The 23,229-nt window shown below is 63.0% G+C and carries 21 protein-coding genes and 1 pseudogene; 10 read left to right on the top strand and 12 right to left on the bottom strand.

Annotated features, from left to right (window positions below):
• Positions 1–96: 96 nt before the first annotated feature.
• On the bottom strand, positions 97–2,790 hold the full coding sequence (locus UB31_RS38855; protein ID WP_045014596.1) for a bifunctional acetate--CoA ligase family protein/GNAT family N-acetyltransferase: 2,694 nt from the start codon (positions 2,788–2,790) through the stop codon (positions 97–99).
• Positions 2,791–2,920: 130 nt separating this feature from the next.
• Complete coding sequence (locus UB31_RS38850) at positions 2,921–3,760, bottom strand: universal stress protein (RefSeq protein ID WP_045014595.1); 840 nt, start codon at positions 3,758–3,760, stop codon at positions 2,921–2,923.
• Positions 3,761–3,918: 158 nt separating this feature from the next.
• Between UB31_RS38850 and UB31_RS42980 the strand changes: the two are divergent.
• From UB31_RS42980 to UB31_RS38840, 3 genes and pseudogenes are all read left to right on the top strand, one after another.
• Positions 3,919–4,101 (top strand): annotated as a pseudogene (locus UB31_RS42980) (bifunctional aminoglycoside phosphotransferase/ATP-binding protein); the annotation flags it as partial.
• A gap of 25 nt (positions 4,102–4,126) precedes the next feature.
• Positions 4,127–5,101 carry a CHAD domain-containing protein gene (locus UB31_RS38845; protein ID WP_045001337.1) on the top strand — a complete coding sequence of 325 codons (975 nt, stop codon included), beginning with the start codon at positions 4,127–4,129 and terminating at the stop codon, positions 5,099–5,101.
• A 97-nt stretch (positions 5,102–5,198) separates the two neighbouring features.
• Complete coding sequence (locus UB31_RS38840; RefSeq protein WP_045001335.1) at positions 5,199–5,927, top strand: CBS domain-containing protein; 729 nt, start codon at positions 5,199–5,201, stop codon at positions 5,925–5,927.
• 13 nt (positions 5,928–5,940) lie between these two features.
• Here UB31_RS38840 and UB31_RS38835 read toward each other — a convergent pair whose 3' ends face one another.
• From UB31_RS38835 to UB31_RS38825, 3 genes are all read right to left on the bottom strand, one after another.
• Entirely contained in the window at positions 5,941–6,399 is a 459-nt protein-coding gene (locus UB31_RS38835) for a RidA family protein (protein WP_045014749.1), read from the bottom strand.
• Between the two features lie 21 nt (positions 6,400–6,420).
• The gene (locus tag UB31_RS38830; protein WP_045014594.1) at positions 6,421–8,112 is read right to left on the bottom strand and encodes a benzoate-CoA ligase family protein; all 1,692 of its coding nucleotides are present in this window, start codon (positions 8,110–8,112) and stop codon (positions 6,421–6,423) included.
• 147 nt (positions 8,113–8,259) lie between these two features.
• A complete protein-coding gene (locus tag UB31_RS38825; protein ID WP_045001333.1) occupies positions 8,260–8,778 on the bottom strand; it encodes a MarR family winged helix-turn-helix transcriptional regulator in 519 nt (172 codons plus the stop codon).
• Positions 8,779–9,028: 250 nt separating this feature from the next.
• Here UB31_RS38825 and UB31_RS38820 point away from each other — a divergent pair, with 250 nt between their 5' ends.
• Positions 9,029–10,204: an ABC transporter substrate-binding protein gene (locus UB31_RS38820; protein WP_045001332.1), complete on the top strand. Its 1,176-nt coding sequence runs from the start codon at positions 9,029–9,031 to the stop codon at positions 10,202–10,204.
• A gap of 30 nt (positions 10,205–10,234) precedes the next feature.
• Positions 10,235–10,687 (top strand): cupin domain-containing protein, encoded by a 453-nt coding sequence (locus tag UB31_RS38815; RefSeq protein WP_045001331.1) that lies wholly within the window; start codon positions 10,235–10,237, stop codon positions 10,685–10,687.
• A gap of 3 nt (positions 10,688–10,690) precedes the next feature.
• Here UB31_RS38815 and UB31_RS38810 read toward each other — a convergent pair whose 3' ends face one another.
• From UB31_RS38810 to UB31_RS38800, 3 genes are all read right to left on the bottom strand, one after another.
• Positions 10,691–11,941, bottom strand: coding sequence for a flavin-dependent oxidoreductase (locus tag UB31_RS38810; protein ID WP_045014593.1), 1,251 nt, complete (start codon positions 11,939–11,941; stop codon positions 10,691–10,693).
• A gap of 155 nt (positions 11,942–12,096) precedes the next feature.
• Positions 12,097–12,933, bottom strand: a complete 837-nt coding sequence (locus tag UB31_RS38805; protein ID WP_045014592.1) for an enoyl-CoA hydratase family protein — start codon at positions 12,931–12,933, stop codon at positions 12,097–12,099.
• Positions 12,934–12,961: 28 nt separating this feature from the next.
• Positions 12,962–13,723 carry an SDR family NAD(P)-dependent oxidoreductase gene (locus UB31_RS38800; protein WP_045014591.1) on the bottom strand — a complete coding sequence of 254 codons (762 nt, stop codon included), beginning with the start codon at positions 13,721–13,723 and terminating at the stop codon, positions 12,962–12,964.
• A gap of 214 nt (positions 13,724–13,937) precedes the next feature.
• Between UB31_RS38800 and UB31_RS38795 the strand changes: the two genes are divergently transcribed.
• The 5 genes from UB31_RS38795 to UB31_RS38775 are packed head-to-tail and all read left to right on the top strand — an operon-like array spanning position 13,938 to position 19,654.
• Positions 13,938–14,738: an alpha/beta fold hydrolase gene (locus UB31_RS38795; protein WP_245306141.1), complete on the top strand. Its 801-nt coding sequence runs from the start codon at positions 13,938–13,940 to the stop codon at positions 14,736–14,738.
• Between the two features lie 7 nt (positions 14,739–14,745).
• Positions 14,746–16,035, top strand: a complete 1,290-nt coding sequence (locus UB31_RS38790; protein WP_045001320.1) for an acyl-CoA dehydrogenase family protein — start codon at positions 14,746–14,748, stop codon at positions 16,033–16,035.
• 2 nt (positions 16,036–16,037) lie between these two features.
• Positions 16,038–17,573, top strand: a complete 1,536-nt coding sequence (locus UB31_RS38785; protein ID WP_045014589.1) for a class I adenylate-forming enzyme family protein — start codon at positions 16,038–16,040, stop codon at positions 17,571–17,573.
• On the top strand, positions 17,570–18,658 hold the full coding sequence (locus UB31_RS38780) for an NAD/NADP octopine/nopaline dehydrogenase family protein (protein ID WP_045014588.1): 1,089 nt from the start codon (positions 17,570–17,572) through the stop codon (positions 18,656–18,658). Before UB31_RS38785 ends, UB31_RS38780 begins: the two co-directional genes overlap by 4 nt.
• A 3-nt stretch (positions 18,659–18,661) precedes the next feature.
• Positions 18,662–19,654 carry a 3-hydroxybutyryl-CoA dehydrogenase gene (locus UB31_RS38775; RefSeq protein WP_045014587.1) on the top strand — a complete coding sequence of 331 codons (993 nt, stop codon included), beginning with the start codon at positions 18,662–18,664 and terminating at the stop codon, positions 19,652–19,654.
• On the opposite strand, the gene UB31_RS38770 is transcribed toward UB31_RS38775, so the two are convergent.
• The 4 genes from UB31_RS38770 to UB31_RS38755 are packed head-to-tail and all read right to left on the bottom strand — an operon-like array spanning position 19,651 to position 23,127.
• On the bottom strand, positions 19,651–20,697 hold the full coding sequence (locus UB31_RS38770; RefSeq protein ID WP_045014586.1) for a 2,5-dihydroxypyridine 5,6-dioxygenase NicX family protein: 1,047 nt from the start codon (positions 20,695–20,697) through the stop codon (positions 19,651–19,653). The two genes, UB31_RS38775 and UB31_RS38770, sit on opposite strands and share 4 nt — an antisense overlap.
• Positions 20,698–20,735: 38 nt before the next feature.
• Complete coding sequence (locus UB31_RS38765; RefSeq protein ID WP_045014585.1) at positions 20,736–21,503, bottom strand: ABC transporter permease; 768 nt, start codon at positions 21,501–21,503, stop codon at positions 20,736–20,738.
• Entirely contained in the window at positions 21,500–22,285 is a 786-nt protein-coding gene (locus UB31_RS38760) for an ABC transporter permease (RefSeq protein WP_045014584.1), read from the bottom strand. Before UB31_RS38760 ends, UB31_RS38765 begins: the two co-directional genes overlap by 4 nt.
• Complete coding sequence (locus UB31_RS38755; protein WP_045014583.1) at positions 22,282–23,127, bottom strand: ABC transporter ATP-binding protein; 846 nt, start codon at positions 23,125–23,127, stop codon at positions 22,282–22,284. Before UB31_RS38755 ends, UB31_RS38760 begins: the two co-directional genes overlap by 4 nt.
• Positions 23,128–23,229 lie beyond the last annotated feature (102 nt).

The following is a 23,229-nucleotide window of genomic DNA, read 5'->3' as shown; positions in this document are numbered from 1 at the left end:
TAGCTTGTATTCTAGGCCGGCATAAGGCCGCTCGATTGACCTGCCTCAAAGCGGAAGGCCGCAAAGGAGCCAGCCGCGGAAACGTAGTTGGCACGCTCAGAGCTTCAGCCGGACGTCGCAGATATCAGGCTCGGTCGGATCCGACTTCACCTCGAAGCCGAGCTGACGGCACATCTCCAGCATCGTGCTGTTCTCCTTGAGCACGTCGCCCGAGATTGTCTTCAGCCCTTCAGACTTCGCGTAGTCGATGATCGACTGCATCAGGGCCCAGCCGAGCCCCCTGCCCTTGAGGTCGGACCGCAGCAGGATCGCATATTCGCCGCTCTCGTAGATCGAGTCCGAGTGGAGCCGCACCACACCGACCATCTCATTCGTGGCCTCATCGAACGCGATGAAGGCCATCGCGCGCGCGTAGTCAAGCTGGGTCAGGCGCGCGATGAACGCGTGAGTAAACTCCTTCATCGGCGCAAAGAACCGCAAGCGGAGGTCGTGAGGCGTGACGTGGCGCAGAAATTCGTGGATGGTCGGCTCGTCCTCCGGGCGCAACGGCCGCACGAAAATCCGCCAGCCATCCTTGAGCACGAGGCGGCGCTCCCATTGCGACGGATAGGCCCGAACGGCGAAATTGGTGGGGCCCGAGCCTGCGAATTTCCGCTGCGGCGGCCCCACCGCGACGCGGGCATCAACCGCCGTCACGCCGGTTTCGTCTGCCAGCAGCGGATTGATGTCGAGCTCGCGGATTTCGGGGATGTCCGCCGCCATTTGCGCCAGCTTGACCAGCACCAGGGCGACGGCGTGCTGCTTGACGGCCGGCACGTCCCGGTAGGCACGCAACAATCGCGAGACGCGGGTACGGTCGATCAGGTCGCGGGCGAGCTGCAAATCGAGCGGCGGCAGCGCCAGGGCCTTGTCGTTGATGATCTCGACCGCCGTTCCGCCGCGACCGAACACGACGACGGTGCCGAAAGTCGGATCGTCGGCGAGGCCCAGGATCAGCTCGCGCGCCTTCGCCTTGACGACCATTGCCTGGACGATGAGGCCGGAGATGCGGGCTTCGGGCTGCAGCTTCTTCGCCCGCGCGAGAATATCGGCGGCAGCCGCACGTACCGCACCCGGCGTGGTCAGATTGAGTACGACGCCGCCGACGTCGGACTTGTGCACGATGTCGCGCGACATGATCTTGAGCACGACGGTGGCGCCTTGCGCAAATATCTCGTCCGCATAGGCCACGGCCTTCTCGACATCTGCTGCCGCGTAGGTCGGCACCATTGCGAGGTCATAGCACCCAAGCAAATGCTTGATCTCGACGGGCTCGAGCCATTTGCGGCCGTCAGCGATGGCCGTCGTGACGATCTGCCTTGCAGCCGCGACATCCGGCACGAACGTGTCCGGCATGGCCGGCGGGACCTGGCTCAATTCCTCCGTCACCTCGCGATGCCGGACCAGATGCATAAAGCCGCGCACCGCGTCGTCTTCGGTCGGGTAGTTGGGGATACCGGCGCCGGACAGCGTTTCGATGATGTGCTGGTCGGCTCCAATCCAGGAGGCGAGCACGGGCTTGGCCCAACTGCGGTGCTTCTGTCGATACGCCTTGACGCGTTCGGTCACCGTCGTGGCAATTTCGGCGGCCGAGGCGATCGCGGTCTGCACATTAAGGACCAGAACAGCGTCATTGTCCGGATCGGCGAGCAGCACCTCGAGCGCCGCTGCATAACGAGATGCATCGGCATCACCGACGATGTCGACGGGATTTGCACCGGACCAGGTCGGCGGTAGCACCGCATCAAGACTTTTGCGCGCGTCCGCCGAGATGGACGCGGGAATGCCGCCAAGCTCGACCAGCCGGTCGACGGCGAGGACGCCGATGCCGCCGCCATTGGTCAGGATAGCGAGACGCTTTCCGGTCGGCGATTCGACGCGACCGAGCGTCTCGGCGCAGTCGAACAGCTCGCGCAGATCGGACACCCTGAGGACACCGGCGCGGCGGAACGCCGCGTCATAGACGGCATCTGCGCCGGCCAAAGCGCCGGTATGCGTGGCGGCCGCCTTCGCGCCCTGCGCCATGCGGCCGGACTTCACGACGACGACGGGCTTCACGCGCGCCGCGGCACGCGCCGCCGACATGAACTTCCGCGCATCCTTGATGGCCTCGATATAGAGCAGGATCGCGCGGGTCTTTTGATCCATCGCGAAATAGTCGAGCAGGTCGGCAATATCGACGTCGATCTGATCGCCGATCGACACGATGCCGGAGAAGCCGACGCCGCGCTGCGCCGCCCAATCCACCATGCCGGCCGCGATCGCACCCGATTGCGAGATTAGCGCGAGGTTTCCAGCCCCCGGCATATGCGCGGCGAAGCTTGCGTTGAGGCTCACGCCGGGCATCATGATGCCGAGACAATTGGGACCGATCAGCCGCATTCCGTATTTCCGGGATGCCGCGATCGCGGCCTCGTGCAGGGATCCCGGTCCGTGACCGAGTCCGGCCGAAACGATCAGGGCGCCCGCCGCGCCGAGACGCCCGGCCTGGTCGATGATGGCGGGGACCTCAGCCGCCGGCGCAGTGATGACGACCAGCTCGGGGACGAATGGCAGTTGGTCCAGGCTGCTCACGGCGGCAAGGCCGCCGATCTCGGCATGGCGTGAATTCACCAAACCGAATGGCCCCCTGAATTCCGCCTTGCGGATGTTTTCAAGGACGGCGCGTCCAACGGAGACCTGACGGGGACTCGCGCCGACGAGCGCAATCGACCGGGGCGACAGCAGGTTCTTCAGGCGGTAAGTCGACATGACTGCAATCGTCCAATCGGACGACGGGTCCGATAGTTGGAAACCTGGTAACTGAAGGCCTGGTAATTGAAGGCCTGGTAATTGAAGGCCTGGTAATTGAAGGCCTGGCTCGGATGTATGGCAACCGCGCCTAGTGCGACATCATCACCCAGCACGGCGGTTGACCGATGACGGTCTTGGTCACGCCGCCCCAGACGATCTCGTTCAGGCGCGAATGGTGGTAGGCGCCCATGACGATGGCATCGATAGCATGGGACTGCGCCCAGCTGCCGAGCACCTTGCCGATCGAGCTGCCACTGCCCTTCACGGTTTCGAAGGACGCGTAGACCCCGTGTTCCCTGAGATGATCGACGAGACTGGTGCCGGATTGCGCGATCGGCTCGGCTTTGTCGTCCGCTACCGTGATCACGCGGACCGCGGCGGCCGCCTGGAGGATCGGCAACGCGTCGCCGACCGCGCGCGCAGCACGGGCCGAGTTGTCCCAGGCGATCATGACATTCTCGAATTCCGGACGCAGCACCTCCACGTGCTGCTCCGGACAGAGCAGCAACGGCCGGCCGGATTCGAACAGGAACGTCTCGACAATATTTTCTGTTCGGCTGTCATGCGGCTTCACAGGGACCAGCGTGAGGTCGCTGAAACGAGCATGTTCGGCGAAGGTCAACGCGATCTGGCCCGCCGGCACCCTACCCGATCGGCTTTGGGCACGGATGCCGGTGCGGGAGGCCGCATTGGTGAACGCATTCAGGAGATGCTGCATGTCGCCCACCTCCCGCTCTCCTCTGGTCTCGGCGGAATCCGGGCCATCAGGAAAGACCACCTTCGGCCGCACAAAACCGTCGTCCTCGAGCGCAAGCGCGGTGATCCTGGCGCCGAGGTCGGCGGCGACCGCCACGCACTTCTCGATCGCGGCAAGTGCAGGTCCGCGCGGCTGGCCGATGAGCGGCAGAAAGACGTCCTTGATGGGCATCGGGATTCTCCTTGCCGGCCAAAATAGGCCGCCTCTGGTCGGGACGCTTGATCCTCGTCAAGCTGGGGAACTCCGTCCGGTCAACCGACGACAGGCATTGACGGAAGTCAAGGACCGGTCGTGATGGCGCGTTACGAGGCGTTGCCGCATGCGTCTGCCTCGCGAAGCGGTCCACACGAATCGGAAGCCGTCGAGGAGATGCATCAGACGCCACGCAAGAGGTTGCCGCGCTGCAAGAGCACTATAATATCGGCCATGTCGGTTGGGCGACCATCGATGCCTCCGGGACGCAGGAGCAGACGCTCCAGAGCTGCCGGGACGCGATCGCTGAGGGCAAATAAGGCAATCTGATTGGCGCGGGCTAGGATGGCGCGACCCACCACGAGTTCGACAGCGACCGCTCGCGCCAAACCTGCGGCCGGGCGCAATGCCCTGCCCGGCCGTCTCAGTCCCGGCATGGCCTGTGATACGGCCTTTCGGATCATAGCGCGCCGCCATCTCGACGCCGTCCTCGCCCAGCATGACGGCACTTGCCGCGGCGATCCGGACGCGCTGCATCAGATCCGAATCGCGCTGACCCATCTACGGACCGCCATCCGCTTCTTTTCGCCCATGGTCGATGACGCGCTGCGATCCAAAGTCTGGGCCGAGCTGAAGTGGCTGAACAGCCAGCTCGGCATGGTGCGGGACCTCGACGTTGCGATTGAACGTATCGTGGCCGAGAGCCGCGACGAGCTCGCCGTGATTGCCGAGCTCCAGCACTGGGACGAAAAGCGCGCCGAGAGCCACCGCCTGCTGGCCCGCGCGCTGCAATCGGCGCGATATCGGCGCCTGGTCGAGGAGACCTCTGCCTGGATCGAGAGTGGCCCCTGGTCGACCAGGCGCAGCAAGGAGGCCATCGGGCTGCGCCGTTGCTCGCTCTCCAATCACGCGACGACGCAACTGATGGAATGGGAAAGGACGCTGCTTCGGAAAGCCCGGAAGCTCAGCAAGCTCGACGTCGAGAAACGGCACAAACTGCGGATTCTCAACAAACGACTGACCTATTCGATCGAGTCGCTGGAGGATCTGTTCTCCGACACGTCGCTGACGAAGCAGAAGTCGATCCTCAAGCAATTGCGCAAGGCGCAACGGTCGCTCGGACAACTGAATGACGATGCACGAGGCCGAACTCTGGCGGCGTCATTGAACGGAGCCGGCCCCGAGGCAGGCATCCGCTTCCTCAACCGCAAGCGCGAGAAGAAGTTGCTGCAGACGGCATCGACGGCCTACCGGAAACTGGACAAGGCCAAGCCGTTCCGCTCCTCCGATCTCGCGCCAAATGCAGAGCCCGAGGACTAGGCGCGGACCAGCCCTCCTTGACTTGGGTCAAATCAAGTATCTCCCGGTGATCTAAGCTTCGCATCTCGATATTTGTGTGAACTTGCGGAGCTCGAAAATGCGCGCCCACCAGATCATGACCCGCTCGGTCATCTCGGTTACCCCCGACACCAGCATTGTCGAGGCGGCAAACATCATGCTGAAGCGGCACGTCAGCGGCCTCACGGTCGTCGACGACGCCGGCAAGCTGGTCGGCGTCGTCTCGGAGGGCGACTTCATTCGCCGCAGCGAAATTGGCACCGGACGCAAGCGCGGCCGCTGGCTGCGCTTCATTCTCGGTCCCGGCAAGTCGGCCAGCGACTTCGTCCACGAGCACGGCCGCAAGGTCGCAGAAGTGATGACCGCCTCGCCCGTGACCATCACCGAGGATACGGCACTCGCGGAGATCGTCGATCTCATGGAACGGAACAATGTGAAGCGGCTGCCGGTGGTACGCGGCGACAAGGTCGTCGGCATCGTGTCACGCGCCAATTTGTTGCAGGCGGTGGCCGGTCTCGCCCGTGACGTGCCGGATCCGACGGCCGACGACGATCACATTCGCGGCCGTATCATCGACGCCATGGAGAAGAGCGATTGGTGTCCGTTCGGGCTGAACGTCATCGTCCGCAACGGCATCGTTCACCTCAGCGGGGTCATTACGGAAGAGCACGCACGGCAGGCTGCGGTCGTTGCCGCCGAGAACGTGGAAGGCGTGAAGATGGTGCACGACCATCTCTGCTGGGTCGACACCATGTCCGGCGTCTATCTCAACTCGCCTGAGGACGACGATCTCGCCAAGGCGAGCTGAAGCCAAACGCAACTCAGCGCGGAATGACGGCGGTTGCCTCGATCTCGACGCGCGCCGCCTTCTCGACGAGGCGGACGACCTGGAGCAGCGCCATCGCGGGATAGTGCGCACCGAAAACCGTCCGGTAGATCTTGCCGAGCTCCTTCAGGTTGGCCAGGTATTCGTCCATGTCGACGACGTACCAGGTCAGGCGCACGAGATGCTCGGGCCGGGCACCGGCTTCGGCTAGAATCGCCGCAATATTGCTCAGCGCTTGGCGCACCTGAGCAATAAAGCCGTCCGCAAGACGTTCCTCGGCATCCCAGCCGATCACCCCGCCGGTGACGACGATGCGCCCCTCCGCGGCGATGCCGTTGGCATAGCCCTTCGGCATCGGCCAGCCCGAAGGCTGGAGCACCTGCGCCACCGAACGGGTGTCATCCTCGGCGGCGGTCGGCAGCACCGCAAGCTGTGGACCTTTCGGCGTCGTCACGGACAATTGTCTATCCTTTTCTCATTTTGCCGCGACGCCCGATGACGTCACTGCGGCCTGCGCCAATTGCCGCAAGGCAAAGCGCTTCAACTTCCCGGTCTCGGTCTTCGGCAGTTGTGCCACAAACTCAATCGCGCGCGGATATTTGTAAGGCGCAATCTCGCGTTTGACGTGCTCCTGCAATTCGGCCGCGAGCTGGGCGTCCGGCATCACTCCGGGTGCAGCGATGACATAGGCCTTCACGATCATCCCGCGCGCCTCGTCCGGCGCACCGACGACGCCGCACTCGGCGACAGCGGGATGCGTGAGCAGCGCGACCTCGACATCGGTGCCTGCGATGTTGTACCCGGCCGACACGATCATGTCGTCGGAGCGTGACTGGTACCAGAAATAGCCATCGCTATCCATCAGGTAAGTGTCGCCAGTGACGTTCCAGCCATTCTGGACGTATTTGCGCTGACGCTCGTCGGCGAGATAACGGCAGCCGGTCGGCCCGCGCACCGCGAGATAGCCCATCGTGCCCGGCGGCACGTCGTTGCCGGAATCATCGACAATCTTTGCCTCATAGCCTGGAACAGGCTTGCCGGTCGCCCCAGGCCGAATCTCGTCTTCAGTCGCGCTGATGAATATGTGCAGCAACTCGGTCGACCCGATGCCGTCCATCAGCTTGATGCCGGTCGCCTTGAGCCAAGCATCGAATGTCGGCTTGGGCAGCGTCTCGCCCGCGGAGACGCACTTCCGGAGCGAGGAAATATCGCGGCCAGGAAGCTTGCCGATCATGGCCCGATATGCCGTCGGCGCGGTGAAGCAGACTGTGGTCTTGTATTGTTCGATTGCGTTCAGAATTTCGTCGGGCGTCGTCTTCTCCAGAACGACGAAGGACGCGCCGATATGCATCGGGAACAGCACGCCACCGAAGCCGAAGGTGAAGGCGAGCGGCGCGGAGCCGACGAAGCGATCCTTCTGCTCGGCGCGCAGGATGTTGCGTGCATAGCCGTCACACACCGCCAGCATGTCGCGGTGGAAATGCATGGTGCCCTTGGGATCGCCGGTCGTGCCAGACGTGAAGGCGATCAGGCAGATGTCGTCGGAGGCGGTATCAACTGCCGTGAACTCAGGACTTGCGTCAGCGATGAGCGCCTCAAGTGAGTCGGCCGCGCCATTGCCCCAATAGACGACATGCTTGAGACCGGGTGCTGCCGCCTTCGCCTTCTCCATCTCGTCGGAGAGTTTTCCGTCGCAGAGCGCGAGCGTGATCTCCGCCTTCTGGATCGGATAGGACAGCTCCTTGGCGCGCAGCAATGGCATCGTCGCCACGCAAATACCACCGGCCTTGATCACCGCGAGATAGGTCGCAACCATCATCGGGCTGTTGGCGGAGCGCAGCAGCACGCGCCCGCCAGTCACGAGACCCAGCTGGCCGACCAGCACATTGGCGATGCGATTCACCAGCGCTTGCAGCTCGCGATAAGTGTAGCTGACGGCGGGACTGATGACACAAGGGGCATCGCCATGGCCCTGTTCGACCCAGCGATCGACGAAATAGCTGACGCAGTTCAGTCGTGGCGGATAGTGCAACTCCGGCCGTGTGAAGATGAACTCTGGCCAAAGCTCAGGTGGCGGCAGATGCTGCCGCGCGAATGTATCGACATGGGCCGTCGCAGCATTGCCGTCATACGAACCCGACACTTCAGCCTTCGCGGCGTTGGCCATCGCACGCTCCTTTGCGCATGGAAAGCACCCGGCAGCACTATCTGGAAATCATTTTAGGCTTAAAGCAATTTTGCGCAATAGCGGATTTTGGGCATCCCATGCTTTTTCCTGGGGCAAGGGAGATTGGCGGGCGTCCCGCTTGCGGCCTTAAGGCCGGCGGCGCGCAGCTGATTTCTGCGCCGACGCCTTGGTCTTGGCCAGGAGCCGCATCAGCTCGCGCACATCCTTCGGCGTCAGGTCGGCGAAGAGAGCGGCGATCCAGGTCTCGTGTTCCGCGGCCATCCTGCGAAACTCGGCACGCCCGAGTTTTGTGAGCCGGATCACCTGGACCCGGCGGTCCGTCTCCGATGTGCGACGATCGAGATGGCCGGATTCCACCAGCCGCTCGACGAGGCCAGTGACGTTGCCGTTCGACACCATCATGCGCTTGGAGACGTCGGACAGCGTCATCCCGTCGGGCGCCTTGTCGAGCTGCGCCATCAGATCGAAACGGGGCAGCGTGACATCGAAGCGTTGCCGCAGCCGGCCGCGGACTTCGCCCTCGATCAGGGTCGTGCAGGTCAACAGGCGCAGCCACAGCCGAAGCTCTTCGGCATGGTCCTCGGGCGTCTCGACGGCCTTGGTCTCGGAATCGAGCATCTTGATGCAGTCACTGGCGGCCGGCATTGGCGCCGGCCGGATTCCCTAACATTTTGAGCTTCAAATAAATTCGCGCGGGCTGCAAGCCTAAAGCTGCAACAATCGACAGCACGCCAATTTCTTTAAGCTTCAAGCAATTGGCGCGCCGCTTGCATGAACGTCGCCGGCGATGACGCGATGCGCACGGCCTTGCTTGCCGCGGCAGCCATCATCGGCATAAGCTTGAATTGGAGTACGCGGCTTGCGGCGCAAGCCCGGTAGTCACGGGGGACAGACCATGAGAACGCAATTGACCTTGGCCGCGGCGGCCTTGCTGCTCGGCACCACGGTGAACCCGGCCCTCGCCCAGGAGAAGATCAAGCTGGGTGTGATCGTGACCCTGTCGGGGCCCGCCGCCGCGCTTGGCCAGCAGGTCCGCGACGGCTTTGCGCTCGCCGTGAAGGATCTCGGCGGCAAGATGGGCGGCCGCGACGTCGAGGTCGTTGTGGTCGACGACGAACTGAAGCCGGATGCGGCGGTAACCAAGGTCAAGGGCCTCCTGGAGCGCGACAAGGTCGACTTCGTGGTCGGCCCGATCTTCTCCAACATCCTCCAGGCCATCCATCGGCCGGTCACGGAATCGAAGACCTTTCTGATCAGCCCCAATGCCGGCCCGTCGACCTTCGCCGGCAAGGACTGCAACCCGTTCTTCTATGTGACGTCGTATCAGAACGATCAGGTCCACGAGATCCTCGGCAAGGTGGCGCAGGATCGGGGCTACAAGCGCATGTACCTGATGGTGCCGAACTATCAAGCCGGCAAGGATTCGGTCGCCGGCTTCAAGCTCGACTATAAGGGCGAGATCGTCGAAGAATCCTACATGCCCCTGAACACGCTGGACTTCCAACCGGAGCTCTCCAAGATTTCATCGCAGAAGCCCGATGCGCTCTTCACCTTTATGCCGGGCGGGCTCGGCGTCAATCTCGTCAAGCAGTACAAGCAGGCCGGCCTCGCCGACAGCATTCCGGTGCTCTCGGCTTTCACCGTCGATGAATCAACACTGCCCGCGCAGCAGGACGCCGCGGTCGGCATGTTCGGAGGCGCCAACTGGGCGCCCAATCTCGACAATCCCCAGAACAAGAAGTTCGTCGCCGCCTATGAGGCCGCCTATAACGGCGTGCCCGGCACCTATGCCTTCCAGGCCTATGATGCAGCGATGCTGATCGACAGCGCGGTCAAGACCGTGAAGGGCGAGCTCTCCAACAAGGACGCCGTTGCAGCCGCTCTGAAGAAGGCCGATTTCACCTCGCTGCGCGGCGCCTTCAAGTTCAACACCAATGGCTATCCGATCCAGGACTTTTACCTGACCAAGGTCGCCAAACGTCCGGACGGAAAATTCCAGACCGAGATCGTGCAAAAGGTGTTTGAGAACTACGGCGATCGCTATGCCAAGGACTGCAAGGCGGCGAACTAAAGCCGCGCGTCGCGTTAAGGGAGGACTGCAATGAAGAGCGAAATCACCGGCATCACGCGGGCGAATGAGGGGATCCAGGGCATTTCCTGGAACATCCTCGGCCAGACCTATGTGCCGAAGAGCAACACCGAGCACAGCTTCTCCTGGCACGCGACGCTGCCGCCGGGCACCTTCGTGCCGCCGCACATTCATCCCGACCAGGATGAGTATCTCTACATGCTGGAGGGCAAACTCGATTTCATGCTCGGCAATTCCGAGTCACAGGCGACCGCTGGCGATCTGATCCGTCTCGGCATGGGCGTACCGCACGGCATCTTCAACAAGTCGGAGCAGACCGCGAAGGTGCTGTTCTGGGTCTCCCCGACCCGCAAGCTGTTCGACTTGTTCTGGGGCCTTCACAACATGAAGGAGCAGAAGCCGGAGGACGTGGTGGCGATGGCCGCCGAGTACAACATCCACTTCCTGCCACCACCGCCCGGCTAAGCATCAGGCTCGCACTGCGGCGAGCCCAGGCACTGCGGCAAAACCGGCCTTGGTGGCATAGCCGCGTACGATGGCCTCGCGCTGCGAATAGCTCAGCACGTTGTCGACATTGTCGAAGCCGTCGGGCGCAAGCTGCTCGACGGCATCAATGACGCCCTCGGGGCCGCCACGCCGGTTGGAGCGGACGATGTCCGCGGTCATCGGCAGCCGCTTCTTCTCATATTCGACCAGCGCCTGACGCGGATGCTCGGCGCGCACCAGCGCATCCGCAAGGCAGCGCGCATCGAGGATCGCCTGCGAGGCGCCGTTCGAGCCGACCGGATACATCGGATGCGCGGCATCGCCGAGCAGCGTGACACGCCCCGACGACCAATAGGGCAACGGATCGCGGTCACAGGTCGGATATTCGTAGAATTCCGGTGTGGCCGAGATCAGACTCTTCACGTCGATATAGGGCACGGAGAAGCGCGCGACATGCGGCATCAACTCTTCGCGCCGGCCCGGTCGCGACCAATCCTCCTTGCGCGGCGGCGAGGCATTGCCCTCGCCCACTTTCACCAGCACGGCCCAATTGGTCAGACGGCTCGCGGGGCTAGATCCCTCCGCAATCGGATAGACAACGACTTTGGCATTGAGGCCGCCCGCCACGATCATCGACTTGCCAGTGAGGAACAGCGGCCAGTCGCGCGCACCACGCCACAACATCAGGCCGTTCCAACACGGCGGGCCCTCGTTCGGGAACAGCGTGTCGCGGACCCGAGAATGGATGCCGTCAGCGCCAATCAGGATATCGCCACGCGCGGTATGGATGTGTACGCCGGCACGATCGAAGAAATAGGCCGTGACACCGCCTTCGTCCTGCGTGAACGCACCGAGCCGGCAACCCGTGTGGATCGACTCAAGCCCGAGCCGCTCTTCGACAGCGCGGTGAATGACGCCCTGAAGGCGACCTCGGTGAATCGAGAATTGCGGCACGTCGTGGCCCGCGTCGATGCCACGAGCTTCGCGCCAGACCTCCTGGCCATGGCGGTTGAGGTAATAGAGCTGGTCGGTGCGGATTGCGACGTCGTCAAGCTTCTGCAACAGGCCAAGACCCGCGAGTTCGCGCATAGCATGCGGCAGCGTGTTAATGCCGACACCGAGCTCGCGAATGGTATCGGCCTGCTCGAAAATCTCGCAACCGATGCCGCGGGCCCGCAGCATCAACGCCGTGGTGAGACCACCGATGCCGCCACCGACGATAATCGCTTTCATCGCCCTAACTCCACTCGAAACACACCAGGCAATGGGGTTAACGTCGCACGGCCGGTTACTCGGCCGCAAGCTGCTTTGTCGCCTCCGCCTTGAGCTAGGCCCGCGTCTTGGGCTTAGCCTTAATTCTCAGCTCCGTGGCGGCGAAAATTGTCGGTTCAGTCGCCCCTAAAGACCGGCTTGACCTTGTTGGCGAAGGCTTCGAAAGCGCGCGCGAAATCCGCCGTCGTCATGCACAGCGCCTGAGCAATGGCTTCCGCCTCGATCGCCTCTTCGATCGACATCGCCCATTCCATGGCCAGCATCCGCTTGGTCATGGTGTTGCCGAAGGTCGGTCCTTCCGCGATCTGCTTGGCCAGCAGCTGTGCCTGGGGCAGCACCTGCTCCGGCGTCACGATGCGGCTGAAGAAGCCCCAGCGCTCGCCCTCCTCCGCGGTCATGAACCGGCCGGTATAGAGCAGCTCGGAGGCGCGGGACTGTCCAATGATCCGCGGCAGGATCGCACAGGCACCCATATCGCAGCCGGCAAGGCCTACCTTGTTGAACAGGAAGGCGACCTTGGCCCCGCTCGCGGCGAGCCGCATGTCCGACGCCATGGCAACGATCGCACCCGCTCCGGCGCAGATGCCCTCGACGGCGGCCACGATCGGCTGCGGGCAGGCACGCATCGCCTTGACGAGGTCACCGGTCATCCGCGTGAAGGCGGTCAGCCCCTTGGTGTCCATCTTCACGAGCGGCCCAATGATCTCGAACACATCGCCGCCGGATGAGAAATTGCCGCCTGCGCCGGTGACGACGATGGACTTGACCGCGTCGTCGAACGCGCAGGCGCGGAAGAAGTCGGTCAGCTCCCGATAGCTCTCGAAGGTCAGCGGATTTTTCCGTTCGGGGCGATTGAGCGTTACGGTGGCAACACCGTCGACCACGGCCAGCAGGAAATGTTGCGGCGAATAGTCCGCGAGCGGCACGGTCACGGGATTGGCTGGTCTGCTCATGCGATGTCCTTTTCTTTGTTCCGAGCCGCTAGATTTCGCCGCCGGCAACGGCGATCGCCTGGCCGGTGATCGCGCCCGCGCCTTCGCCGCACAACCAAAGGACGGCGTCTGCCACCTCCTGCGGCGTGATCAGCCGTCCCTGCGGATTGTGCTTTGCGAGCTCAGCGATTGCATGCTCGCGGCTCCGGTCGGTCTTCTTCATGATGTTCTCGATGCTGCCGGCGACCAGATCGGTATCAGTGAAGCCGGGACACACGGCATTGACGGTTACATTGCTACCGGCCATCTCGATCGCAAGCGACCGCACGAGACCGACCACCGCGTGCTTGGCGGCCGTGTACGCGCTCACATAGGCATAGCCCTTCAGCCCGGCCGTCGACGCAATCGCGACGATGCGCCCATAAGGACGCCCCTTCATCCCGGGCAGCACACCGTGGATGGCGTGGACTACGCCCATGAAATTGACATCCATCATGCGCGCAAACAGTGCGCTGTCGGACTTCGAGAATGGCGCCGACTCGGCGCTGCCGGCGTTGGCAATCAAGATATCGATCGGCTTCCGCGCATGCGCTTCAGTGATTGCGACTTTCAACGCCGCTTCGTCCGAAACGTCGGCAACTGCCGCGAAATGCGCAGCTCCCGCGCTCACCGCCTCTTCAAGAGTTGCGGCATTCCGGCCAAGCACCGTAACAGTGGCACCAGCGCCAACGAGAGCCGCAGCAATCGCGCGGCCGATGCCGCGGCCGCCACCAGTCACCAGCGCGTGCGGCGAATGCGGCAATCCGGTCATGCTGTGGCTCCCTGACATAGCTGCTGGCCTATGCTTCGATATATTTTAAACTTCAAGCTTTTGCAACGAAGCGTACTCAAACGCCGCGAACGGCTACGCACCCGGGGCGGCCCGAAAATTGCTTTAAGTATAAAATTATCTCTTCCCATCGCCCGCAGGCCTGTTAGCATCCCGGGGCCAAGCAAAAGGATGTCGCGTGCCGCAACCCGCGCCGATGATAACAAAGGATGGGCGCTTCGCCTACGAAGCGGCGGGCCTCCCGGACGCGACACCTCTGATATTCCTGCATGGCATCGGCGGCGCGGCGCGGGCCTGGCGGCAACAGCTCGCCACGTTCGGCGATCGCTTCCACGCGATCGCGTGGGATATGCCGGGCTATGGCGGATCGGCACCGCTTGCCGCCGTCAGCATCCCTGCCCTGGCGGATGCGCTCCAGCAATTCATCGCGCAGATCGGTGCGGCGAATCCCATTCTGGTGGGCCATTCGATCGGCGGCATGATCGTCCAGAAATTACTGGTTCAGTCTCCCAAATTGGCGCGCGCCGTGGTGTTGGCTCAGACCAGCCCCGCCTTCGGCAAGGCCGACGGCGACTGGCAGAAATCGTTCATCGCAGCGCGGCTTGGGCCGCTTGACCGCGGGGAGACGATGAAGTCGCTGGCGCCGTCCCTGGTGAAGGAGCTCGTCGGCGAGGATCCCGATCCAAAAGGGATGGAGCTTGCGCGCGAGTGCATGGCCAGCGTGCCAGAGGCAAGCTATCGCGCCATGATGCTGGCGTTGATCGGGTTCGATCAGCGCAGCACACTGAAGGACATCTCCGTACCGACACTGCTGCTGTCCGGCTCCAAGGACAACAATGCGCCTGCCCCCATGATGGCGAAGACCGCGACGTACATTCCTTCCGCAGAGTATGTCGAGCTCGCCGGCGTCGGCCATCTCGCAAACCTGGAACGTCCGCATGCCTTCGATGACGCTCTCGGCGGGTTCCTCGACTCCGTCACTGCAAAATCCGGGTGACTGCGCAATGACCATGCAAGTCAGCAAAACCATTGGCGCCGGCGACAAGGTCGCACTCGATGCCCCGATCTTCGATCCCGCCGCATTCCGCCTGAGCGACGAGCAGGCGGCCATTATCGCGCGGGCGCGCGAGATCGGGCAGAGCGTGTTCGCCGGCCGCGCCGCGACCTACGATCGCGAAGCGATTTTCCCGACTGAGAACTATCGCGACCTGCACCGCGTCGGCCTGCTCGGCATTGCAGTGCCCAAGAAACACGGTGGTCTCGGCGCGAACTATCAGACCTACGCTTTGGCGGCGGCCGAGATCGGCCGCTATTGCGGCGCGACTGCGCTGACCTGGAACATGCATGTCTGCTCGACGCTGTGGTCGGGCCCCCTTGCCGATGATCTCGATATGGACGCCGAGACTCGGGCGGAGCACGAGCAGCGGCGCGCAGTCCACTACAAGCGCATCGTCGAGGACGGCGCGATCTATTCGCAGCCCTTCTCCGAAGGCGGTGCGGCAGCGGCGGGTGGCGTCGCCTTTGGCACGGAAGCAAAGCCCGTGGAAGGCGGCTGGATCGTCAACGGCAAGAAGATCTTTGCGTCGCTCTCCGGCCATGCCGATTATTACGGCGTGCTCTGCACCGAGATCGAAGAAGGGGGGAAGGCCTCGCGCCGCAACACGCTCTACCTGGCGATTCCCGCCAAGTCGCAGGGCGTCTCCGTCGTCGGCGACTGGGATCCGCTCGGCATGCGCGGGACGGTCTCGCGGACGCTGCTGTTCAAGGACGTATTCGTACCGGACGATTCTGCCTTGATGCCGCGCGGCGTCTATTTTCAGGCCGCGATGCGCTGGCCGCATATGTTCCTGACGCTGTCGCCGACCTATATGGGCCTGGCGCAGGCGGCCTATGATTTCACGGTGCGCTATCTGCGCGGCGAGGCGCCAGGCATGCCGCCGGTCAAGCGCAGAATGTATCCGACCAAGCAGATTGCGGTCGCGCAGATGCAGATCAAGCTCGAGCAGGTCAAGGCAATCTGGTTTCAGGCCGTCACCGAGGCGCGCGCCAATCCGAGCAAGGAGCAGGTGCTGCGCGCTTACGCCGCGCAATATTCGGTGATGGAAGGCGCCAACGAGCTCGCGGCGCTCGCGATCCGCACTTGCGGCGGCCAGGCCATGCTCCGATCGCTGCCGCTGGAGCGAATCTATCGCGACAGCCGCTGCGGCTCGCTGATGCTGCCGTGGACGGCCGAGCTCTGCCTCGATCGGATCGGCCGCGAGGCGCTGTACGAGGCCGGCGAAACGGACGACTGACGGTGGACCTCTGTAGTCTGATCGATCGCAACGCGGCGTTTTCGCCAGACAAGACGGCCATCGCCTTCGAAGGGGAGCGGCTGAGCTACGCGGCGTTCGCGGCACGCATCGAGCGGACGGCAACGGCCTTGAAGCACGAGCTTGGCGTCGGCCGAGGCGACCGCGTCGCGATCCTCAGCCTGAACCGGCCGGACTATCTCGTTCTGCTCTACGCATGCGCGCGGCTCGGCGCGATGCTTGTGCCCTTGAATTGGCGGCTTGCCGTCGCCGAACAGCTCTTTATTCTCTCGGATGCTGGCGCCAAGGTTTTGGTGCTCGAACAAGCATTTGAGGCAGTTCTTCCCGAACTGGCGCGAAGTGCGCCGGGGCCATCCGTTGTCGGCCTCGACTTCACACCGCCTCGCGGCACGACCTTCGAAAGCCTGCTAACGCAGGGCGACGGCAACGGCCGCAACCCGCACACCGACCTCTCCTGCCCGCTCCTCATCGTCTACACGTCTGGAACGACCGGACGACCAAAAGGCGCGGTGTTGCGCCAGGAAGCGCTGTTCTGGAACGGCGTCATGAGCCAGCACATGCACAACATGACGTCCGACGATCATGTGCTGACGGTGCTGCCGTTCTTTCATGTCGGCGGCCTCAACATCCAGACCACCCCGGCGCTCCAGCTGGGCGCGACCGTCACGATCCACGCCCGTTTCGCGCCCGACACGGCGCTCGCGGCCATTGAGCAAGAGCGGCCGACGCTGACGCTGATGGTACCCGCGATCATCCAGGCCGTGACCGAGCATCCCGCCTGGGCGACGGCCGATCTTTCGTCGCTGAAGGCTGTCGCCACCGGCTCGACTATTATGCCGCCGCATCTGATCGATCGCTTTGTCGCACGCGATGTTCCCGTTCTCCAAGTGTACGGTTCGACCGAGACTTGCCCTATCGCGGTCTACACGCGGCTCGGTGGCGATCTTTCGCGTGTGGGATCGACCGGTCTTGCTGGCCTGTGCTGCGAAGCCAAGGTGATCGATCAGGCAGGCGCCGAAATGTCGCCGGGCACGCCCGGCGAGATAGCACTGCGCGGCCCCAACGTGTTCTTCGAATATTGGGGCAATGAAGAGGCCACGCGCGACGTGCTGTGCGACGGCTGGTATCGCACCGGCGATATCGGCCTGTGCGACGCCGAAGGCTATTTCTGGATCCGCGACCGCAAGAAGAACTTGATCATTTCCGGTGGCGAGAACATCTATCCGGCCGAAGTCGAACGTGTCCTGCTCGAACATCCCGACGTCAGCGAGTGCGCCGTGATCGGCAGGCCGGACCCGCGCTGGGACGAGGTCCCGGTCGCCTATGTCATCCGGCGATCCGGCTGCCGGCTTGAGGCGGACGAACTGAGGGCACACCTTCAGGCTCAGCTTGCCCGCTACAAGGTTCCGCGCGACATGGTTTTCGTCACCGACCTGCCGCGCACAGCGCTCGGCAAGGTCCAGCATTTCGTGCTGAAGCAACTTGATGCCCAGTCGCGCGGCTATGGAGAAGCATCTTGAAGATTGCGGTACTGGGTGGGGGAAACGGCTCTTTCGCGGCCGCAGGCGATTTTGCGCAGTCAGGGCATGAGGTCCGGATCTGGCGCCGCGACGCGGATCAAGCGGCCGCGCATCGCGCTGCCGGCTCGCGGATCCTGGTCAAGGACCATAATGGCCAGCACGACATCAAGCTCGCGCTGGTCACGACCGACATTGCTGAAGCTGTCAGCGACGTCGAACTCATCCTGTGCCCTGCGCCCGCCTTTGCGCAGCCGGACATCGCCCGCCTTCTTGCCCCGCATCTGCGGGACGGCCAGGTCGTGTTTCTGCCGCCGGCTACATTTGGCTCCATGATCTTCGCGCAGGCGGCACGGGATGCCGGCAATCACGCCAAAGCAAGCTTTGCCGAAACCGGCACACTGCCCTGGCTGGCCCGCAAGCACGGACCGTTCGAGGTCGCGATCACCATCCGCGCCAAGCGGTTGCCCGTCGGCGTGTTCCCGCTCGACCAGGCACCGCACGCACTCGAAGTCATCGGACGCGCTTTTCCGGACGTGATCGAGCCGTGCGGAGATGCCCTCTCCGGCGCGCTGATGAATGCTGGGCCCGTTATCCATCCGCCGCTGATCGTGATGAACGCCGGCCCGATCGAGCATTTCGAGCGGTGGGACATTCACAAGGAAGGCACACAAGCCGCGATCCGCCGGGTCACCGATGCGCTCGACGCCGAGCGGATCGCGGTGCGCGAGGCGCTCGGATACGATGCGCCACATTTTCCGCTCGCCCATCACTACGCCAGTGAAGGCGAGATATGGATGTATGGCCGCGGCTCGCATGACCGGCTGACCGACTCGGGCGACTGGCGCGAACACATCGTGCTGACCGAGCATCGCTATATGCGGGAAGATCTGCGGCTTGGGCTGTCGCTGCTGGTCTCTGTCGCTGCGATGGCCGGTGTGGCGACGCCGCTGGCGAGGGGATTTCTGGCAATCGGCGGCGCGATCTGCGGCGAGGATTTTGCACAGGGCGGCCGAACACTCAAAACGCTGGGCCTTGGCAACCTCGGCAAGGCCGAATTGCAGACGCTCCTTCGCAAGGGATTTTGACCGATGACGACCCGCGCCAAAATCGCCTGCCTCGGTGCCGGCCGCATGGGGCGCGGCATCGCCGTTGCGTTCGCCTATGCGGGGCACAGTGTGGCCATGATCGACATCAAGGCTCGTTCCGCAGAAGACTTCGCCAGACTGGAGGCCGACGCTCTCGGCGAGGTCAGGAACACGTTTGCCAGCCTGTCGAACCTAGGGCTGCTGACCGAAGCCGATGTCGACCCGCTTATCGCGCGCGTTTCGGTGGTGCCCGCCGGCCACAGCGGGGCAGCGCTTTCCGATGCCGGAATAGTCTTTGAGGGCGTTCCTGAGGTCGTCGAACTCAAGCGCGAGGTGTTGGAGTCTGCCTCAAGGCAAGTGAAGCCGGACACGATCATCGCATCGACGACATCAACAATTCTCGTCGACGATCTGTCCGGCGCGATCGTGAACCCCCGCCGCTTCCTCAACGTGCATTGGCTCAATCCGGCCTATCTGATCCCGTTGGTCGAAGTTTCGCCCGGCAAGGCCACCGATCCCGCGATCATCGACGAGGTCAAGGCGCTACTCGAAGGGATTGGCAAAGTGCCGGTGGTCTGCGCTGCGACGCCTGGGTTCATCGTTCCGCGCATCCAGGCGCTGGCGATGAACGAAGCCGCGCGCATGGTCGAGGAAGGCGTCGCCAGTGCAGAGGAGATCGACAAGGCGGTCCGCTACGGCTTCGGCTTCCGCTACGCTGTGCTCGGGCTGCTCGAATTCATCGACTGGGGCGGCGGCGACATTTTGTATTACGCCAGCCGGTATCTCGAAGGCGCCCTGGGTAGCGACCGCTATCGTGCACCGGAGGTAATCTCGCGAAACATGCGCGAAGGCCGGATCGGCTTGCGGACCGGCGCCGGCTTTCTTGATTATTCCGGCCTCGATGTCGACGCCTATCGCACCAAGCGGCTACAGGCCATGGTCGACCTACTCCGGCACTTCGACCTCGCCCGCCCGCCCGTGCTCGACCGCAATTAACCGAAGACGTCCTGGAGCACGCCTTCCCGGACCACGGCAACCCCATCGAGTTCGATGGTCGTTCCCATCATCGGCAGGTCGAAATGGCCCGCCGTGTAGCGGCCGGCGAACTCATTTGCACCGGTTGAGAACAGGAAGTTGCCGGAGACAGCACGAAGCTCCGTGCCGTTGGTGTCGCGCTGGTCATACATCGACAGCGCTTCATAGCGCGCGCCCGGATTCATGCCGAAGCCGACATGCGACACGGCATAGGCTTCACGGTCCCCCCAAGCGGCGAGATAGGCGCGCATCATCGCAGCATCCGTGCCCTCGCCGTCGAGCTCGACGACATAATCGTCCTTTAGCGTCATCTTCACTGGCGACGTCAGGTAACGCTTGAAGGTCAAGTTGATGTCGCCGGGCGCCATCACCAGTGTCCCGTTGATCGTGCCGCTCTTGGGAAAGCTGACGACGATGCCGCCGGGCCAGTGCGCGAGAGTTCCGGGCTTGTCGGTCCAGCCCCAGACGCCAACCGTCGAAGCTCCGACCATGTCGACGTCGAGCGCGGTCCCCGCTTTTGAGGTGACCCGCATCCGCTTGGTCCCGCGCAGCATCTTCGCCGCCGCCCGAACGCGCTGTTCAAGCGCCGGATCCGGCACCATGCGCTCGAGCGCCTCGGGATGCTCGTTGGAAATCACCAGGATCCGGGCCCCGGCCTTCAAGATCTCAGGCGTCTCCACCGCGTGCATCAGGCCCTCGATTGTGCAATCCACTACAAAGCCGGCCTGCTGGAGCGCGCTGATGACCGGACCGAGCCGCTGGATCGCCTCGCTCGCCCCTGTCGAGCGAACCGGCACGATGTTGCGGTTGCGCGGCGTCGGCATCACCACGTGAAACGGCCGCGCCCCCATGCGCAGCAGGGCAAGCTCCGCCAGATGCACATTCAACGCGCGCGATTGGGTCTCCGAGAGGATCGCCGCGGTATCACCAGCTTTGACCGCGCATCGCTCAAAAATCTCGCAGAATGCGTCGATCCATTTTGCTTCGATGCGATCAGCCAGCATGGTTCACTCCCGGTACCGTGGTTTCTTGTTCGGTCAGATCACGCTTCGGGAAAGCCCCGCAAAAGGTATGATCGCAAAACCCCCAACAGGCCGTTCAGGATCAAACCGAGCAGCGAGATCGTAATCAGCGGTACGAACATGTCGACAGCCTGAAAGGTTCGGGCCGCGGTAACGAGGACATGGCCCAGCCCGTCAGTCGACGTGATCATCTCCGCCAGAAACACCACGATGCAGGAAATGACAAGGCCGATCCTGCAACCGGTCAGGATCGACGGCATCGCCGCCGGCAACACGACCTTGAACAGAATTTCATACCGCGGCGTTCCCGCTGCCATGGCCGACCAGATCAGCTTCTGCTCGACGCTCGACGCTCCATAATAGGTGGACAGAAGAATTGGAAACAGAGCATCGGCAGCCACCAAGGTGATCTTCGATCCATGACCGAAGCCGAGCAGCAATAATAACGCCGGATAAAGCGCGACCTTGGGCAATGGCGCCAGCACACGCACGATCGGCCGAACCACAGCATTGATCGCGGGATTGGCGGCGGCGGCAATGCCGATACCCACGCCGAGCACCACCGCAATCGCAAAGCCGGCGAACAGCCGGAACAGGGTTGACGCGATCTCCTGCTGGTACGTCCACGTCACGAGTTGTTGGAGCAACCGGCCGAAGACGATTCCTGGCGGCGGCAGCAAGGACGCGGGTGCAAGACCGGATGACACAAGACCTTGCCACACCGCGATCACCAGCGCGATGGGTGCGAGCCCGAGAACGACATTCATTGGAACAAGGCGCGATGTCATGAGAAGCTCAGCGGCAAGTCGAACTGGGGCTCGGACCAACGAACAAGCCTTGCGCGGACCCGCTCGAACATCGCATCGAGGCAGATGCCCATCGCCCCCACGATGATGATCATCGCATACACCGTGTCGTACTGCCCCATATCGAGTGCGTTGAACAGGATGTTCCCGGCGCCAGACTGCCGGGCGATCATCTCACTGGTAATCATTGTGATCAGCGCCAGCACGAGCCCCGTTCGGCAGCCGGTCAGGATTTCCGGTAGCGCCGCCGGCAATACAATCCAGACCAGGCGTTGCATGGCGGAGAGTCCCATCGCCGCGCCCGACCAGAGCATCTTCTCTTCGACGGCCTTGGCGCCCTCAAAGCTGTGATAGATCACCGGGAGACTGACGCCGAGGAAGATCACCAGCGTCTTCGTGATGTCGCCGACCCCCAGCCACAGCATGATGATCGGCATCAGCGCGGCCTTGGGAACAGGGTAGATCACCATCAGGAGCGGATTAAACAAGGCCGCGACCGCGCGGCTGCGCCCCATCAATAATCCTAAGGGAATCGAAACAAGCACCGCCACGCCGAATCCCATCGCCATGCGGCGCAGAGAGGCCAGAATATTGATCAAGGCCTCCTTGTCGCCAAGAATGTCCGGGATCGCGCGGATGGCCTCAATCGCGGTTGGAAAGCTGTCGTTCTTCAGCGCAAGCGCCGCGATCTGCCATACCGCGAGCAGCCCGAAGCAGGCGAACACCGGGGCAACACGCTTGGCCAGGGCCGCTGCCGATATCATAACGGAGATCCGGTCTCGTCGACCTCGTCGAACATGCGCTCGATATCGACGACGTATTTCTGGTAGCGCGGGTCGAGCAACAGCTCGTTGCGACGACGCGGCCGCGGCAGGTCGATGTTAATGACCTGCCGAATGCGGCCCGGAGATTTCGACATCATCACGACCTTGTCGGACAGGAAGACAGCTTCATCGACCGAATGGGTGACGAATAACACCGTCTTGCGGTCACGTTCCCAGATATTCAGAAGGTCATTCTGCAAGCGTGTCCGGGTGTGCGCATCGAGCGCACCGAACGGCTCGTCCATCAACAAGACTTCGGGATGGTACGCAAGCGTTCGAGCCAACGCGACGCGCTGCTTCATGCCACCGGATAGCTCCTTGGGGTAGAAGTTTTCGTAGCCCTTCAGCCCGACCATTTCGATCAGAGCGCGGCTCTGCCCTTCTGCCTCGGCGGCCTGCACACCCTGCTGCCGTGGCCCATACATCACATTGCCCAGTACTGTCTTCCAGGGAAACAGCGCGAATTCCTGGAACACAGGCCCGCGATCAGGCCCGGGCCCGGAAATGGTTTTCCCTTTCATCTTCGCCGCGCCGCTGGTTGGGCTAACAAACCCACCGACGATGTAAAGCAATGTCGACTTGCCGCAGCCGGATGGGCCGAGGATGGAGACGAACGCCCCCTCTTCGATCGTCAGCGAGATGTCCGACAACGCCAAATGATCCTTGCGCGCCGAGGTTTGAAAAACCTGCGAGACGCGGTCGATTTCGATGATCGCAGAAGCCGGCCTTTGTGACGTCACCGGTCTCACCCATTCGCTCGATCTCGAAGGCACTACCTTCATCCCGTCTCTCGCTTCACCCGTGCGCGAATATCTCGCAACCGACCCGCTGAATGTCCTCCATCAGCAGCACGAGCTTAGCAAGAAACTTGCCAAGCGAGTGAT

This window comes from Bradyrhizobium sp. LTSP849 (genome assembly GCF_000938255.1).
Lineage (GTDB): Bacteria > Pseudomonadota > Alphaproteobacteria > Rhizobiales > Xanthobacteraceae > Bradyrhizobium.
The sequence above is the reverse complement of the archived record's forward strand: the minus strand, read 5'-3'. Positions and strand labels throughout refer to the sequence as shown.